The 17,817-nt window shown below is 65.5% G+C and carries 4 protein-coding genes; all 4 read right to left on the bottom strand.

Features of this window, described 5'->3' with window-relative positions:
* Positions 1–64: 64 nt before the first annotated feature.
* The gene (locus AC07Y9_RS10215; protein WP_102681192.1) at positions 65–12,772 is read right to left on the bottom strand and encodes a filamentous hemagglutinin family protein; all 12,708 of its coding nucleotides are present in this window, start codon (positions 12,770–12,772) and stop codon (positions 65–67) included.
* 213 nt (positions 12,773–12,985) lie between these two features.
* Entirely contained in the window at positions 12,986–14,152 is a 1,167-nt protein-coding gene (locus AC07Y9_RS10210) for a substrate-binding domain-containing protein (protein WP_102681193.1), read from the bottom strand.
* Positions 14,153–14,684: 532 nt separating this feature from the next.
* Positions 14,685–15,896 (bottom strand): type II secretion system inner membrane protein GspF, encoded by a 1,212-nt coding sequence (gspF, locus tag AC07Y9_RS10205; protein WP_087091134.1) that lies wholly within the window; start codon positions 15,894–15,896, stop codon positions 14,685–14,687.
* Positions 15,896–17,317, bottom strand: a complete 1,422-nt coding sequence (gene gspE, locus AC07Y9_RS10200; RefSeq protein WP_007928981.1) for a type II secretion system ATPase GspE — start codon at positions 17,315–17,317, stop codon at positions 15,896–15,898. Before gspE ends, gspF begins: the two co-directional genes overlap by 1 nt.
* Positions 17,318–17,817 lie beyond the last annotated feature (500 nt).

Below are 17,817 nucleotides of genomic sequence, written 5' to 3'. Positions count from 1 at the left end.
AGAGGTGCAGACAAAAAAAGGGGGCGATCAATGATCGCCCCCAAGCGTGTTGCCACGAGAGAACCTATAAGGTCAGTTGCCGCTGCTCCTCCTCGGTCAACTGCTGACGCGCCTGATCGCTCAGCGGCCCGGCGCCCAGCACCTGCACCGGGCTGTTCGGGTTGTAACCGGGGTTGGCCCGGCTGGCGCCATCCTGGGTCGGAGCCAGGCGTTCCTGGCCGAAACTCAGCACCTGCACGCTAAACACCGACGGCATATTCTGCCGCGCCGCCGCCCGCTGCTGGCGCGCCACATCCTCGGCGGCCTGGGTCGCCGAAGACGCCGCCGAACTGGCCGACGTCAGGGCCCCGGTGTTGACCGACGCCACCACCGGAATCCCGGAAGACTTGCCCTGGGTCTGGATATTCGCGGCGTTGACCACTTGCAGGGCGAAGATATTGACGTTGCCCGACACCCGGATCCCCGCCTCGCCGGCGTCGATGGTGCCCAAGGGCGCCAGCAGGTCGATATCCCCGGCGGGCACCTCGGCAATCGGTGCCAGGGTGGCGATCCCCGCCCCCGAGCTCGGCACGTTCGACGACAGCGTGACATTGCCCCAGTTGTCGTAGACCCGCTTGGGCGGGGTGTAGATCACGGTGGTCTTGGAGCCGCGCCCGGCGTTGATGTCGCCGGCGTTCGACCAGCCGAGGATCGACCCGCCAAAGGTGGTCATAACCCGGCTCTGCCCCAGCAGGATGCTGCCTTGGGAATACAACTGGATATCGCCGGCGCCCTGGGTGATGACCCCGGCGGTGGCCGGCGGCGCTTCGCCTTCGATGCCGAATACCTGCTGCCCGCCCGGGGTGAGCATCTGGATATCGCCGCCAAACAGGGTGTGTACGCCCGCGCCGCCGTACATGGTTATGTCGCCGTCGTAAACGATCGGGTTGCCCGCCACATCCTTGGTTGGCAGCAAGGAAGCGATCGCATTGCGACTGCGCAGGAAGCTGCCGAAACGCGGGCCGTTGGCATCGTTGTATTCGCGGCCGCCCTCACGCAGTTCCTCGAAGTAGACGCGACGGGCGAAGACCCGCTGCTGCTCCGCCGGCAAGCTGGCAAAGTAGCCCCGCGCCTCGTCGCCGGAACCCTCGAAGGCAAAGCGCTCCTTGAGCCACTGCAACAATTGCGCTTCATAGGTCTTGGCGACTTTGCCCCGTTGCTCGGCCAGCGGCACGCCGGCCTGAGCCTGGTTGATCGGGTCCAGGTACGGCGTGACGAACTTCAGGTAATCCAGGCCGGCGGCCCCGACACCGGCCTGCATGACGATGCTGGCGCCAGGCCGCGAGTCGCCGGCCACCACCGGACCGAGACTGCTCACCGAGGCCTTGTCCTGCATCAGGATATTGCGTCCGGCGCTGATCTCCAGCGTGCCGGGGCCGGCGACGTTGAAGGAGCTGAACAGCAGGTCGCGTCCGGCGGAAACGATGGAGATATCGTTGGGGTTGTTATGGACAAACAGGTTGCCGCTGCTGGTGCCGACATCGGGCATTATATTCCCCAGGGAACTGGCAATGATGCCGGGGACCCCTGTCGGCTCGCCCAAAGCAGTTCCCGAGTTGACAATATCGCGCCCCGCCTTCATCCACACCGGCCCGGCCGCTTCGTACCAGGTTTGTCCAAGCCGTGAACCGGCGGCGAAGTTCAGTATTTCACCACTGCGCAACCCGACTATATCCCCGCCAACCGCATAAAAGCGCGCCGCGTCACGGCTGGCAAACTGATTGCTGGCGGTGTTGGAACCAAAGGCAAACAGCGAAAACTCGGCCTTGGTGTTCGGGATCGTAATGCCATCGCTGCTCAGATTAGTCACTATGGGGTTAGCTATGGGGTTATTAGGGTCCATACCCCAACCCGCGAATGCCGGTGTAAAAGGCGTGGGCATCGCGCTCAGAGCGGCTCCAGACTGGTTGATGGAATACCCGCCGGCATAAATCGAATCCCCGGCCAGCACTTCCAGGCGACCCTGGGTCGACGGCGCCAACAGCAACGCGTACTGCGAGTTGTTACTCGTACCCCCCAACGCCGAGCCGCCGATGAACACATCGCCACTGACGGCAACTGCGCTCAATTGCGAAGGGAAGATGAATCGGCCATCGGTCGGCGAGCTGTTGCGGTTGCCAATAGGTTGACCGTTACTGCCTATATCACCGGCCTGCACGCTCGGGGTCAGATTGCCACCCGCCGAAAACAGGTTGATCGCAGTGCTATCGGTCCACAGCGAGAACCAGCCATAGCCCCCCGTTCCATAAGAAGTACCGTCATAGGTGAATGCCGAGGCGTTTTCAGTAGACGTCCGCCCTGGGTCGCCCGTACCGGCCAGCACCAGGTCACCACGGGTGGCCAAGCTGGCCGTGGCGTCGCCGAGCATCAACACCATGCCCCCTGTCGCGGTGCCCAGGGACGCATTGAACGGATCGTAGGCGCGGGTCTCCTTGCGGTCGTTGGATAGCGCGAGACTGCCATAGTTCAAGGCAATCCCCCCCAGGCTAGAGGCTTGCAGGCCGAGCGCGCCACGCAGGTTGCTCAAGACTCCGTTCAGACGCAGATCCTGCTTGGTGTAGTCGGTGGAGAGCGGATTAGTAATCGATGATGTAGTGGTGGCGGCCCGAGCCGACAATCCGGGGTTCAGACCGCCACCGACGCGCACATCCAGATCGCCACCTCCGGTCAGCAACAACTCGCCTGTCGGGGTCACTCGGCCGCTGCTGCCCACCGCCAGCACCAGCCCCTGACTGCGTGGCGAGGAAACCGCGTCCGGAGCACCACGACGGCTGAGCAAGCCGGCATCCCCCCCCACGTCCAGGGTCAGATTGCCGCCACCCAAGGTGCCGATACCGGTAAAGCCCACCAGCATTGGCAACTGCGCAATCAAGCTGCTATCGGGATTACCGGTGTTCTCGCCTCCGCGGCCACTCACATAAGTACCGAAGTTGATCCACCAACTGGCAGGAATCGGTGTAACCCCGGCCGTGTCGCCCGTCCCCTGACGCCAGAGCCAATTGCCCAGGTTAGAACTGGCCAATTGAGTACGAGCATTCTCGTTACGCGGAAGGGTGTAGCTGCTGAACACATCGCCGGTCAGACTTCCACCGCTACGCAACAGCAGGTTGCCGCCCTGATCCGGGTACCAGGCCGCATACAGACTCCCTGGGCCCTCGTTGACCAGGGTTTCGTAAGCAGCCCCTGCACTGCCCAGGACACTGCCATCGCTGCCCCGACTGCGCGCCTGATCGAAAGCAGCCTGCAGATCGCCGGCTCGTGCAGCCGTCGAAGCCCCGGCGGTATAGACCCCATATGACGACTGCATGGCCACATTACCCGCCGCCAGCAGCTCCAGATCCCCGGTCCCGGTGCGCAATACGCTGAAGTGCTGGGTGACTGGCGTCACTCTGTTCACCGGGCCGACGATGACCTGCTCCGGCGTGCCGGGAATGGCCTCGCCCAGCGAGACACACAATCCATCCGAACACCAGGACTCATACTCCGCCGTCACCGGCGTACCCTCGATAAAGCTCGGGTCGATCAACACCCCGAGATCGCTCCAGACGTAGTTGAAGCGATTGCACAGGCCATCGACACACCAGCTTTCATCGGCTGGAGAAACCCGCGTGCCTTCAATGAAGCTCGGGTCGATCAACACCCCCAAGTCGCTCCAGAACCATGCGCCGCCCGGACGCTCCGGAGTCCCCGGGATAATGATGGTCTCGTGCCCCTCGAAGACCGCGTAATGGGTGTCGGCCAAGGTCAGGTCGCCAGCCATCACCGGTTTGATCGCCCGGGTGTCGGCCGCCTGGGTATCGGCCCCCGAAACCAGGCGCATCGACCAGGACAACGAGCCTTCCGGCAACAACGGAGCGACGGCCCAGTTGCTGCCCTGGCGCCCGCCGGTCACTGTGCGCAGGGGCACCGAAATCACCCCGGACGGCAACTTGACATCGGTTTCCGACGGGATCAACGCGCCCACCTTGAGCGCCAGCGAGCCTGCCAGTTGCACGCCGTCCGGGTTGTTCGGGCCAAAGCTGTCGCGCCTCGGCAGCGGCACCCCGGCCGGCCAGGTCATGGCGCCCAACGAGGCCGCCCGGGGCAGCCGCGTTCCGGCGTCCAGGGTCATGCCGCTGGCCAGGGTCACGGCCTCGCGGATCAGGGTGCCGGCGGCATACACCTGATTGCCGGCGCTGTCGCGCACTGCCGCTTGCAGCACGGTGCCGGCCGGCAGTTCCAGCGGGGCCTGCAGGGTCGCCTCGACCGGCAGCACGGTCCCCTGCGCCAGGCGTACCGGCTTGATCGGCAAGGCGTAGTTGAGGGTCTTGCCGGGCGGGAACAGGCTACCGTCGGCCAGCGTCACCCCCGGCCCCGGCACCACCACGTCGCCGCCAAATGACTGACGACCGGGAGTCAGGACCCAGCCGGCATCGTCCGGGGTCGGCGGCGGCGGCGCGAAACCATCGTTGATACTGCCGTAGATATCCAGGTTGCCACCGGCGCGAATCACCAGGTTGCCCGGTTCGCCGGAGCCATACACCGCAGTTTTCTGCGCATGGGGATTGACGCTGGCATAACGATAGCCGGAGAGGTCCAGGTCACCGCTGATCACCAGATCGCCCTGGGTGACGATCTCCAGCCCCGGGCGCAGGTGGAAGGCGTCGGCATAGCTGGCGTTGTTCAAACCGGCCAGCTTGCCGTTCATCAGGCCAGCATTGCCCAAGGCATTGTCGATAAAGCGCTGGCTGTCCTGATGCTTGGCGTCCAGGTAGGCCTGATCGATCACCTGATACGGCCGACCGCTGGCGGCCGGCGCTGTGCCCTCGGGGGCATCGGTGTAACGGGCGGTACCGTTTACCGCGATGGAACGGGCCCCCAGGATGTTCAGCCGGCCACTGGCGTCGATGGCGATATCGCCCAGGGTCGGATCGTTGGCATCCAGGCGCGGGGCATTGAGCTCCAGCGTCCCGCGGGCCTGGTCGTCGTACTGGCCGGGCGCCGTACCGGCAGCGACCGAGGTGCCATGGCGCAGGTCGATGCGTGCGCCGTCGGCCAGGGTCAATTGGCCCTGGCCAGAGTTGAGTTCGACCAGCGCACGGTTCGGCGAATCGATGATCTTGCCGTAGCTGTCGACCCGCAGGGCCGTGCCATGGGCATCGAGCAAGGCACTGCCGCCCAGGGTCAGGCCCTGGCTGGCGGCCAGGCGGATGCTGCCGACCCGCTCGCCGCTGGCGTCGATGCTGCCCAGCACCGTCAGCTGGCCGTTGTCCACGGACACGTTGACTTCGCCGGCCTTGAGTTCGTTGCCGATGGTCAGGTCGCCGCGCTTGATCTGGAAGCTGCGGGCGCCGAATACCTGGCCCTGGTTGAGGCGCTGGTTGAGCGCGGCGAAGTCCCCCAGGGTCTGCGCGCGGATATCGACGCTGCCAGCCTTGTAGGGCACCAGGGTGCCACCGGCGTCGTAATACCCGCTGCTGGCGCCGAGCAGCGCGCCTTGCAGATCCACCTGACCACCGCCCTCGCCCACCGCCAGCACTTTCAGATTGCCGCCGTGGTTGTTCTCTGCCGACAAGTCGATCCGCGATCCCGCCGCCTGGCGGATATCGCCCTCGCGGCTTTGCAGGATCACATCGCCGCCCCAGCTGTATTGGCTGACTTCGTTGAAGGTGACCTGGCGCCCGGCCAGGTCCAGCTGCGCGCTGTCGGTCAGGTTCAAGGCATGCTCGGCATTGACCGTCAGCTTGCCGCTAGGCAGAACCACGGCGCTGTCCAGTCCGACGTTGTTACCGGCCAGCAACACTTCAGCGCCAAGGCTGTCGATGGCCGGCAAGGCCGCCTGCTGACCCGGCGCGCGGCTCAACCGCAGGTCGCCCCCCGCCGTGAGGCGATTGACCGAACCGGCCTCGCCGGTGAGCAACGGCGTGCTGATATTCAGGTTGCCGCCGCTGTAGACGAAGCCCTTGCCGGCTTCATAGGCCCCCTGGGACTGATAGACCGCCAGGCTGCCCTTATGGTTGGCGGTCAGGCGTTCGCTGGCGCTGAGGTTGACGTTGGTAAAGCCCAGGGCCAGGCGTGAGTAGTCGGCCAAAGGATCGGGCTGAGTGTTGGGGCCATAGCCGAATTCGATGCGCCGGGCCTGGATTTCCAGGGTGCCGCTGCCGGTGCCGGCACCGTTGGCGATCACCGCGGCGGGCGTACCGGCGACCCCGTTCCAGATCAGGTTGCCGGTCTGGATCAGCGCCACATCGCCGGCCGCGCCGGCGCCGTAGATCGCCGGGGTACTGAGCATCAGGTTGTCGAGCATCGACTGGCCATTGCTGTCCAGGGTGCTCAGGGTGGTGCTGCCGTAGAAATTCAATGACTGGCCGGCGGTCAACGACAGGGTTTCCAGGGCCGGCGCCCCACTGGCGATATCGCCGCGCAGCAAGCGGTTCATGACGTCCTGGTTGAGGGTCAACCCCGACGGCAGTGCATTGCGCGCCTGGGCGGCGGCCAACGCCTCTGGACTGCCGACATTGATCCCACCGACCGCCAGCGCCAGGTGACGGGTGCCGTAACGCACCGCGTCCCCCAACCTGAAGGTGTTGGTGGTGGCGAAGGCAATGGTGCCTTGGGAGTACAGCGTGGTTTCGCCCTGGCAGGTAGCCTGTGCACAGTCCCCGATCAAGATACTGCCAGGCCCCCGGGAAATATCGCCCTCGGTCGGCGCGAGCATTTGCAGCACACCGTTGGAGACAGCCAGCACGCTGCGAACTCCGGGTTGGTAGATAAAACCGTCGGTGGAGTCATAGGCAGCGTCGCCACGGCCCAGGGTGTTGATCGACGCGCCCTGCTCGATCTGGATCGCGCCACTGGGCCGGCCGGAAACGAGGAACACTTCAGGCGCCGACAAGGTCACGCCCTGGCGCAACGTCACCGAGTTCGCGGCCTGGTTCACATCGAAGCCAACAAAATTGCCACCCTGGCCGTACACCACGGTCGGTGCTCCGCCAATGCTCATGCGGGCCGTGCCAATGGCGTTCAGGTCATCGGCATGGAACGCCACCCCGTTGCCGCTGGCAGTGGCCCCGGCCGGCAGAATCTCGATGGGGCTGGAGCTAGATCCAGACATCACCTCCAGGCCCGCGCCAAAACCGCCTTCGGCCGCCGCCGAACGTGCTACCCCAGCGAACTTGAAGCCGTTGGGAGAACCGTTCTGGCCCGCGATCAAGCTGACCCGCAAGGTTTTGCCATCGGCCTCCAGCGCCGCCCGAGGCACGCCCTGGCGCGCGGCATCGCTGCGCACGAAATCGGCATACGGGGTTTCGTTGTATTGCGAGTAACTGCGCAGCACCGCGGCCGGGGTCAGGATCACCAGGTGGCTCAAGGCATCCTGAATCCCGGTCTGGGCAATGGACAGCCGGCCGGCGCTGGACCAGGAGCCGTTGCGCATGGCCGCGCCGCGGGTCAGCGCGGTCGCGCCGAATGGCGCGGCCAAGCCATTGATCTCGATCCGGAACGCCCCCGGCAGCAAGGCATAGGTCGACGGCAGCAAAGTGTAGGTGCCCGCCGGCAAACCGGGGACGCCCGCGTCGATGCTGATCTGCTGGCCCACCAAGGGCGTTGTCGCCCCCGCCTCGCCACCGCTGGGCGCGACATTGGCCTGGACCCCGGGCACGATGGCATACACCGGGTTGGTGTCCAGCCCCGGCAAGGTAAAGCGGCCATCGGCGCCGAACTGCACCAAGGGGTTATAGCGCGCATCGGTCGAACCGCCGCGTCCGGACACGAACGCCGCGCCCAGCAACTGGCCGCCCCCGGAGAGGTCCAGTACCGCGCCCTGCTGCACCTCGATCGACTGCCCCAGCAACTGCGCGCCCACCACTAGGTTACCGCTGGAACTGGTGCCGCCCACACCCAGCAAATCCACTTGCTGACCGTCGAAACGCCAGGTCACGCCGTCCACCGTGCCGCCATAGGGCAAGGTCAGGCCCGCGGCGCTGACCGACGTCAGGCTGCCCGGCAGCAGACTGAGTTGTTTGGTGTAGCGCAATATCCCCTCCTGGGTGCCCAGGGAAATATTGCCCAGGGGCGCCCGCAGCACGCCACCCTGCTCGATGACGGCCGCACCAAGGGTCAGTTTGCCGAACACCGAATAGGGTTGCGCCGGATTGGCGCTGCCGGTGCGCCCGGTACTCAGGGTGCGGTCCGGGTCGTAGTCCAGGCCATTGCCCCGATAACCCGCAAGCACCTGCGCCACCGCGCCGGTGGCCGGGTAGATCTGCGCAGCGGCCAGCCGCAGGTCGGCCTGGGTGCTCAGGTTGGTGTTGCGCGTATTGACGGTGCTGGCCAGGAAGCGCAGGTCGCCCTGGCTGATCAGTTGCGTGTCATCGAAGGCACGGCGGTCTATGGCCTGGCTCAGGCCGCTGGGGGTGGTGCCATGGGCACCGATACTCACGCCATCGCGGATGTCCAGTACGTTACCCGCCGTGACCAACAGGCTGCCCGTCGAAGCCTGGGTCGAAACCCCACCCTGCACGGTAGGGCGCATCGAGCGATCAGGTGCATCCACCGCGCCGACACCCGCCAGGCGTACATAAGGCGCGGCCAGTTGCACCCGCGAACCGGTCGCGGCGCCATCGTTCAACGCCAGGGCGCCGGCATACAGCTGCAGGCTCTGCCCCAGGGCCAACGACAGCGCGCCGTCGAAACTGATCAGGCCATTGCTGAGCAGCGACAGGTTATCGAAACCGCCCACCTGGACCTTGTCCAGCCCCAGCCGGGCATGACCATAGGTAAGGTCGCCTTGCGCGGCTTCGGGACCGGCGCCGCTGAGCAGCAAGCTGTCGGCGCTGTTCTGGCCAACCACCATCTCCCGCGCCTGGCGCACCCGCTGCGACGCATTGGTGCGGTAGAGCGGTGTCTCCAGCGCCACATTCAGTGAGCCGCCCGCCGCGCCGCTGCCACCAGCGTGGGCGCTGAAACTGCCGTCCAGGTACAAACCGTTGTTCGACGCCAGGGAAATACTGCCGCCGCCGCTGGCAATCGCCACCGGCCCTTGACCCGCCACATCGACTATGGCCTGGGCGCCGGAAGCCTCCAGGCGCGCGCCTTCACGCACCACCACGAATTGATTGGCCGCGCTGGCGATACCGGTCTGCGGATCGATTTGCCCGCCGATCACGATGCTGCCACCCGCGTCCACCTTCCCGTAGCGACGCCGCAGGGCATCGGTCGCGGTAGCCGCCCGCGCGGCGACATCGAGCACCGCCTGTTCCCCCACCCAGATCGAGCGGCCATGACCGGCGCTCTCGACGTCTTCGGCCACATCCGGCGCAACCGAGATACCGCTCAAGGTGATGGCGCCGCCCCAGGCATTCAATGCACCGTCCACGGTCAACTGACCGATGCTGCCCAAGGTGATCGACTGGCCCGGATCGACACTGATGGCCGATCCCTTACCCACCACCAGCTGGGTACTGGCCATGTCCGCCGCGCTCGAACGCAAGGTGCCGGCCCGCAGGTTGATGCTCGCGCCCTGGCGCTGGCCGAGTACGGATTTGATCGGGTCTTCCTGGTAAAGCTCCGGTAGCCAGCGCTCCAGCACAGAGGTCAGGTCCGCGCCCGTTGCCATACTCCTGGCCTGATCGCCCAACAGATACACCGGTTGGGTCACCTCGACCTGTGCCCCGTCGGCCACCTTCAGACCCTGATTGCCGGTGATGTCATACGCGGCGAAGCCTTTGTCGAAGAACTGCGGGGCCAGCACCAGGGTGTCGGCAGCAGTGTCGGCGGCGCGCTCACCAATCAGCACCTTGCCGCTCTGCAGGCTCAAGGTGCCGCCACCGTTCACGCCATAGCCGCGCAACTCACCGTCCAAAGTGAGCGTACCGATAGCCGCCGCGCTGTTGGCATTGGCCGCCAGGGTGACATTGCCGCCCTTGCCGGCGCGGGTCTTGCCGTCGCTCATCAGCGCCGCGCCCGACGACACGTCGATCAGGCTGCCGCTCTCCAGTGCGACATCGGCGCTGCTGCGCAGCGAGACGCTGCCGCCATTGAGGTAAGGCAAGCGACTGCCATCGGCGGGGTCCAGCAACAGGTTGCTCCACAGACCGCTGGCGTCCAGCCGGACGCCACTGCCAACTGTCAGCGTCGCGCGCTTGCCCCCCGTCGCCGCCAGGGTGGTGTCGAGCTTGCCATTGCTGGTGATCTGCTGCAGCACATTGCCCAGGGCGAGACTGCCGCCATGGGCTGTCAGGTCGGCATCAACCTGCACCTGTGGCCCATACAGGGTGATATCGCCGCCGGAACTGACCTGCAGCGCACCATCAACCAGAATGCTGCCGGTGGCGGCGACCTTGATGCTGCTGAGCTGGAAGCCGTTGAGCTGCTCGGTGTCGAGCCACAAGGTGCCCTTGCGCTCATCGGGCAGAACAGTGTCCAGGTCCAGCCCATTGGCTATCGCCGCGGCCTGCCCCAGCACCACTTGCTTGACGGTATTGGCATCGGCACTCAGGGCGTACTGCAGGCTGGCGCTGTCCTTGACGTAGTAAGGCACATAAGCCCCCACCACCAACTGCCCGCCCCGGGCCACGGCGTTTTGTCCCTGCTGGTAGCCATCGAGCCCCGGGCGTGGGGCCTGAGTCTGGCGATCGCCCTGGAAGGTATCACCGACGATCTGCCCTTCAAGTACCGCATGGCGAGTGCTGACTTCCAGGCGGCCGGCGTCTCGACCCACGCTGTAGCCTTGTTCGAAACGCTCGCGGGGGGCGATCAACGGGTTGTAGTGATACTCGGTCTGGCCCCAGCGCACGCTGTGTTCTTCGAAGCCCTTGTAGAGCCCGCTGTAGAGAATGTCACCCGGAGCCCTGGACAACTCGATCAGCCGGCCATCGGCGGCCCGCAGCCAGGTCTGCTGGATCATCCCGTCCTGCACGTCCAGGGTGCCGCCGGAGAGGTTGATCTGCGAACCCTGCTGAGTCACTACCTCATTACCGCTCAGACGTACGCTGCCGCCCTGGGCCATCCATTCGCCGATGTTGTGCGGCTGGGTTCCCAGATAACCGCCCACCTCCAGTAAGCCGCCAGCGGTGTACCAGCGATCCGTGGCGTAGCCGTTGGTCCCCGCCGGGACCAGCACCAGCTCGCGGGTGTCGACCCAGACATCGTTGCTGTTGAGGTTCTTGCTGTCGCGGTTGACCGAGGCGTCGCGCTGCTCGTTGCCCTGGATATTGACCTTGACGCTGTTGGACTCCATCGCCACCTTGACGCCCACCGCCCCCGACACATCGATCACCGCACCGTCGCGCACCAGGCTGCGCTGTCCGGCATTCACCGCGACCTGGCCGCCGGTGGCCAGGGTGATCGAACCGCTCTGGAAGTCCACGGTGCCGCCGCTGATGATCTCCACCAGTGACTGGTCGCGACGATAGGTATCGGCCGGCGTCGCGTTGCCAGCCTGGTTCAAGGCGGGCGTCAGCAACCCGTCCCGCTGGCTGTCCAGGGCCGTGCTGCTGTCGATCAGGATCGCGCTGGTACTGCCCTCGCCCAGGGTGACCTTGGCGTCGCTGCCCCGGGCATTCAGGTGCAGGGTGCCACGGGCGTCCACCGAGGTGCTGCTCAGGGCCAGGCCTTGTTGCAGCACCTCCTGGGCGCTCAGGGTGATGTCGCCGGTCGCCGCCAGGATCGAGCCATGGTTGCTGACCTTGCCGCCGCCTGAAGCGACGACCTCGTTACCACGGGTGGTCGAGGTCGGGTTGCCGTCGGTGCTGTAGCCTTTCTTGATCACAAAGCTGTCGCCGGCGACCAGAGCGGTCTGGCCCCGCGGGGTGTTGATGCTGCCCGCGTTATCCACTTCCTTGCCGAGCAACAGCACATAACCGCCGCTGGAGGTGGAAGAACCAGGCGTGTGGGTCTGGAGCAATGCGCCCTGCTCCACCAGCACCTTGCCAGCGGCGTCGCTGAAAGTCGGCGCACTGTCGCTGGCGCTGAACAGCCCACGGTTGTTGAACTGCTCGTCGCTGATGGTGGTGGCTGCAGCCACCAGGTTGCGCACATTGATCTGGCTGCTGCCGCTGAACACCACGCCGTTACGGTTGAGGATCATCACCGTGCCGTCGGCCTTAAGCGCGCCCTGGATCTGGCTGGGCGAGGTGCTGTTGTTGACGCGGTTGAGCGCGGCCCAATCGGCGTTCTGCTGGAATTCAACGGTGGTGTCACGGCCGATATTGAAGGTTTCCCAGTTGAGAATCGCCTTGTCGGCGGTCTGCTTGATCGACACCAGCGCCTTGCCGTTGGCATCGGTCTGCACCGGCCCCTCGGCATTGACGAAGAGCGGCTTGCCGTCGGCCCCGAGCAGCACATTCAGGCCATTGCCCCCCAGGCCGTTATGCACAGTCTGTGGAGCGGTCAGCGCCGCCGCGCGCCCGGCCGCTTGCGCGGCCTGCTGGGCGGCGATGGCGGCCACGGTGTTGTTGAGGTTGCTCATCGAGCGTTGCAGCTGACTGCTGACCCGCTGCTGTTGCGCCAGGGGCGGCGGTGTACCGACCGCCAGCCCTGCCCCGCCGGCTCCGTGCGTCCCCCCGTTCTGGCCACCTCCCATGGCCCCGAACCAGCCCGAACTGAAAGCCTGGGGCTGCGCCGCCTGGGCCGTGCCGGCGAGCATCAACAAGGCAATGGCATGCGCCAGCGGCTTGAGTCGCAGCACCGGCTGCCCGGCGGCAGCGGAGGCGTTGATGAGTCGGGAAACAGGTAGATTCGGCTCAGAGCGCATCACTTGCGAGTCCTTCTTACGGTTCGGGCGAATGGCGGATGCAGCGGTTGACGCCAAAACATTCGCGGGGTTACTGCTAAGGCGGTTATGGGCAGGCGCGACCGAACTCTTGTCATGCAAAGTTCATCTGCGCGACAACAGGCGGAAACGAGAAAGCCGGCAATGACCTGAGCCATTGCCGGCTGTTACGCGAACCCTGCCGAGGGCGGGGTATCAGGCCGGACGACCGATGCCGTTGCAGACGTTGGTGTTGCCGACGCGCAGGGCGCTGGAGGTGTTGTAGAAGGTGTTGTGTACAGCGGCCTGCCAAGTAGCCGACAGCGGGATGAAGGAGTGGCTCGACACCGCAGTGTTGTTGCCACCGGTGTAGTGGGTATTGAGGAAGTTGCGGATGCGCAGGTTGTCACCGGCGTCCTTGTAGCACTGGCTGAAAACCAGGTTGGTATAACCAACGATTGGATAGCCGGTGCTTGGGTTAGGGAAGGTCGGTACCCAATCCCGTGGATTGGTGACGTCCTTGCCGCTGAGAGGATCGGTCGGTGGACGTTCAGTATCCAGGGTGATCTGCACGTTGACTTCAGTTGGCAGGAAACCGTTGACCGTTGCCACCTTGGCAGCGTTGTTGAACTCGGCGAAGTCAGGGCTGACATAACCGATGGCGCCATTGGTGCTGGCCACGTTGGAAGCGATCGCGCCGCTACCGGAAACGCCGATGTAAGTCGAGCCGGCTGGAGCGTTGGTGGCCGGGTTGAAGCCCACGGCGGTGGCGAAGTTGTTGCTGGCGGCGGGTACCGAGGCTTGTTTCACCGCGTTCAGGTGAGTGGTGAAGATTTCGGTGGTGCCACTGCCGTCAGTGCGATAAACAACCTTGATCGGCAGGTCTGGACCGGCAGCCCCGGCGAAGACGACTTGATTCCAGTTTGTGATCTTGCCCGAGAAGATATCGGCCAGTTGAGCACTGGTGAGGTTCAGCGTGGTTTGGCCAGCGATGTTGTAAGGCACAGTCACCGAAGTGGCTTCGGCCGGGATCTGAACCAGAGGACCGAAAGAGGCACGGCCCTTATCGGCGCTGGCGTTGTAGGCGTTAAGTTCGGTCAGGCTCACGATCGAGTCGCTACCGGCGTAGTCGACGTTGATGCCAGCTGCCAGGTTGAACTTGGTGGAGTCATTGTTGAAGAAGGCCTGCTTGCCTGCGCCGCTGCCTACGCCGATGTAAGGGTTGAAGCCAGGAGTCGAGGAAGCCAGGATGCCGGTACCGGCGGTGGTGCCGTACAGGTTCTGTGGCAGAGTGGCACCGCCACCCACAACAGCAGCCATCGATTGGGCCGAAGCCAGAGCCGCTACGGCCATGGAAGCTGCGATCATAGTGCGCTTAAACATGAAGAATCTCCTTTCGTCGTGTGTATACGGAGGTCAATGGTTCTTGCATGACGCCATGGCGCTCAGATCCTCTGCCCTGCTCTGAGAGCGTTGTGCGGGGTGAGGCCATGGGTAAGAAGTTCGCAGTTTCCGGTGACAGATAAAGGAAAAAACCTCGGGAGAAAGACCTTGATTTTCAAAAACTTTCTCGGGTGTTCGAGGGCCCTGGCGCGGGCTTTTCAGCGCAGGTGACAGCGAGGTGTCGCGGGGCCTTTTGCCAGCTCTTGGCCAGGCGCGGCGCGGGTCTTTGGTTGGGGGCGCTGGGGGTGGTTGTGTATGACAGAACGAGGAACCCGAGTTCGGCGGATGTGCCGCTCGGGTGGTGAGGACGAGGCGGAAAAAATTCTCCGGGCCGAGGCTACCCCTGTAGGAGCGAGCTTGCTCGCGATGGCCCTGAACCTTGACGCGGTTCTTGCCGAAACATCCCGCTGCCTTGAGCCTTTTTCGCGAGCGAGCTCGCTCCTACAGAAAAGCGAGCCGGCAATCGATGTCGTTACTGCACCAGCTGGTTGATCTCGATGATCGGCAGCAGCACCGCCATGACGATCACCAGCACCACCCCGCCCATGACCACGATCATCAGCGGTTCGAGCAAGGCGGTCATGCCCATGGCGCGGCGTTCGATGTCGCGGGACAGGGTTTGCGCGGCGCGTTCGAGCATGGGTGGCAGGGCGCCGGTTTTTTCGCCGCTGGCGATCAGGTGGATCAGCACCGGCGGGAAGACTTTTTCCACCCGCAGCGCGGCGGCCAGGTTGACGCCTTCGCGGACCTTGGCGGTGGCGTCGCTGACGCTCTGGCTCAGACGGTCGTTGGACAGGGTCTGGCGCGCCGCTTCCAGGGCGCGCAGCAGCGGCACCCCGGCTCCGCCGAGGATCGCCAGGGTCGAGGCGAAGCGCGCGGTGTTCAGGCCCAGCACGAAACGCCCGATCAGCGGCAGGCGCAGCACCCGGCTGTGCCAGTTCAAGCGGGCCTGGGGATTGCGCAGGTACATACGCCAGCTCCAGAAGCCACCCGCCAGCACGCCGAAACACAACCAACCCCAGGCGCGGATGAAGTCGCTGGCGTTGAGCATCGCCAGGGTCAGCCCCGGCAGGTCCTGGCGTGCCTGGGAGAAGGCGCTGACCACCTGGGGCACCACGTAGCTGAGCAGGAAGATCACGATGCCCACCGAGACCAGCCCGACCACACCGGGGTAGATAAAGGCGGTGAGGATCTTGCCGCGCAAGGTGTTGCGTTCTTCGATGTAGTCGGCCAGGCGCTCCATGACCTGGGCCAGGTCGCCCGACTCTTCGCCGGCGGCGATCAGTGCCCGGTAGATGTCCGGAAAGTCCCGTGGCCGCGCCGCCAGGGCTTCGGCCAGACGCATGCCGCTGCGCACATCGGCGCGCACCGCGCTGAGGGTCTGGGCGATGTGCTTTTTTTCCGCTTGTTCGACCGTGGCGCTCAGCGCCGCCTCCAGCGGCAGGCTGGCGCCCAGCAGGCTGGCCAGCTGGCGGGTGGCCCAGGCCAGGTCGTTGTCCGACAGCTTGGCGCTGAACAGGCTCCCGCCACCGGCCTTGGGCGTGTTGCTCTCGACCTGCACCATCAGCGCCGTCAGCCCACGGCTGCGCAGCACGCCGAAAGCAGCGCTCTGGCTGTCGGCTTCCAGGTGCCCGGACTCGATCTTGCCGAGGGCGTCGGCGGCTTCGTAGCGATAGCGGTTCATCAGGCGTCCCGGGTTACGCGCAGGATTTCTTCAGGGGCGGTGGCGCCACTGCGCACCCAGCGCTCGCCGTCCTCGCGCATGCTCAACATCCCGGCGCGCCGTGCGGCGGCGCGCAGCGCCTGTTCGTCGGCGCCCTGGTGGATCAGGCTGCGAATGTCGTCGTCGATGCAGAACAGTTCGTGAATGCCGGTCCGCCCGCTGTAGCCGACCTGGTTGCAGGCCGGGCAGCCCACCGGGCGCCAGGTGCCGGGGGCGGTCGGGTCTTCTTCCTTGCAGTGCGGGCACAGCCGCCGCACCAGGCGCTGGGCCAGCACGCCGAGCATCGACGAGGCCAGCAGGAACGGCTCGACGCCCATGTCGATCAGGCGGTTGACCGCCGACACCGCGTCGTTGGTGTGCAGGGTCGCCAGCACCAGGTGCCCGGTGAGCGAAGCCTGCACGGCGATCTGCGCGGTTTCCAGATCGCGGATCTCGCCGATCATGATGATGTCCGGGTCCTGGCGCAGGATCGCGCGCAGGGCCAGGGCGAAGGTCATGTCGATCTTGGCGTTGACCTGGATCTGGCTGATGCCCGGCAGGTCGTACTCCACCGGGTCTTCGACGGTGAGGATATTGCTGGTGCTGGCGTCCAGCCGTGCCAGGGCAGCATAGAGGCTGGTGGTCTTGCCGCTGCCGGTGGGGCCGGTGACCAGCACGATGCCGTGGGGCTGGCGGATCAGGTGGTCGAGCTTGCCCAGCACTTGGGGGTCCATGCCTAAGGTTTCCAGTTGCAGGCGCCCGGCCTGTTTGTCCAGCAGACGCATCACCACCCTTTCACCGTGCCCGGTGGGCACCGTGGACACGCGGATATCGATGGGCCGCCCGGCCACGCGCAAGGCAATGCGACCGTCCTGGGGCAGGCGTTTTTCGGCGATGTCGAGCTGGGCCATGATCTTGATCCGCGACACCAGCGCACCATGCAGGGCCTTGCGCGGCGAGACCACGTCGCGCAGCGTGCCGTCGACCCGGTAGCGCACCACCGAATGGCTTTCATAGGGCTCGATATGGATATCGCTGGCCTCGTCCCGCGCGGCCTGGGTCAGCAAGGCGTTGATCATGCGGATCACCGGCGCGCCGTCCTGGGTGTCCAGCAGGTCGGTGATTTCCGGGATGTCCTGCATCAGGCGGTCGAGGTCGACCTCGTTCTCGGCGGCGCCGACCACCGCGGCGGCGCTGCCGGTGTCGGAATAGGCGCTGGCCAGCAGGCCGTCGAGTTCTTCGTCGCGCACCCGCTCCAGCCGCGCCGGGCCGAACTGGCGGCGCGCTTCGCTGATCGACCAGCCGGGGGTCGAGGGGCAGACCAGGAGTACGGCGCCCTCCTCGCCATGGCGCAGGAGGATGCGTTGGGATTTGGCCCAGGCGTAAGGGAGTTGGGGGTTCATGGGAGTAACTCCGGGGCTTGGCCGTGGTCGTGGGCTTGACCGTGTACATATCCGTTGCTGCGGTCACGGCGGCTGGCGGTTCCGCCCTTACGGCGGGGTCGGGGTACATATCCGTTGCTGCGGTAACGGCCACTGGCGGTTTCGCCCTTACGGCGAGTCACTTTGGAAAAGCCCCAAAGTAACCAAAAGGCTCTTGCCCCCAGCGTCCGGTCCTCGCTAGGGCTCGGATTCCCTCGCTCCGGTCCTGCTCCGTGGGCCGCCGCCCCAGGCCATCCATGGCCTGGGGCGGCTAACCCGGCATCCCTGCCGGGTTGCCCACTGCGCAGAACCTCCACTCGGCCTCCCGACGGGGCAAGAAAATCAAAAACAACGCGAGGCGACCTGCCGGTCGGCCTGTCTGAGAACACGTTCCCTGTAGCCGCTGCCGCAGGCTGCGATCGGGCGCGCAGCAGACGCAAAACCATCCACCTCGATCCGCCTGATGCACCGCGCCGCCTGGC

This window comes from Pseudomonas sp. GW456-L12 (assembly GCF_059424045.1).
This window is presented reverse-complemented; position numbering and strand designations above follow the sequence as displayed.

Bases quoted from the DNA above. Each gene is read 5' to 3' on its own strand.
- AC07Y9_RS10215 (WP_102681192.1), bottom strand. From the start codon at position 12,772: ATGCGCTCTGAGCCGAATCTACCTGTTTCCCGACTCATCAACGCCTCC.
- AC07Y9_RS10210 (WP_102681193.1), bottom strand. From the start codon at position 14,152: ATGTTTAAGCGCACTATGATCGCAGCTTCCATGGCCGTAGCGGCTCTG.
- gspF (WP_087091134.1), bottom strand. From the start codon at position 15,896: ATGAACCGCTATCGCTACGAAGCCGCCGACGCCCTCGGCAAGATCGAG.
- gspE (WP_007928981.1), bottom strand. From the start codon at position 17,317: ATGAACCCCCAACTCCCTTACGCCTGGGCCAAATCCCAACGCATCCTC.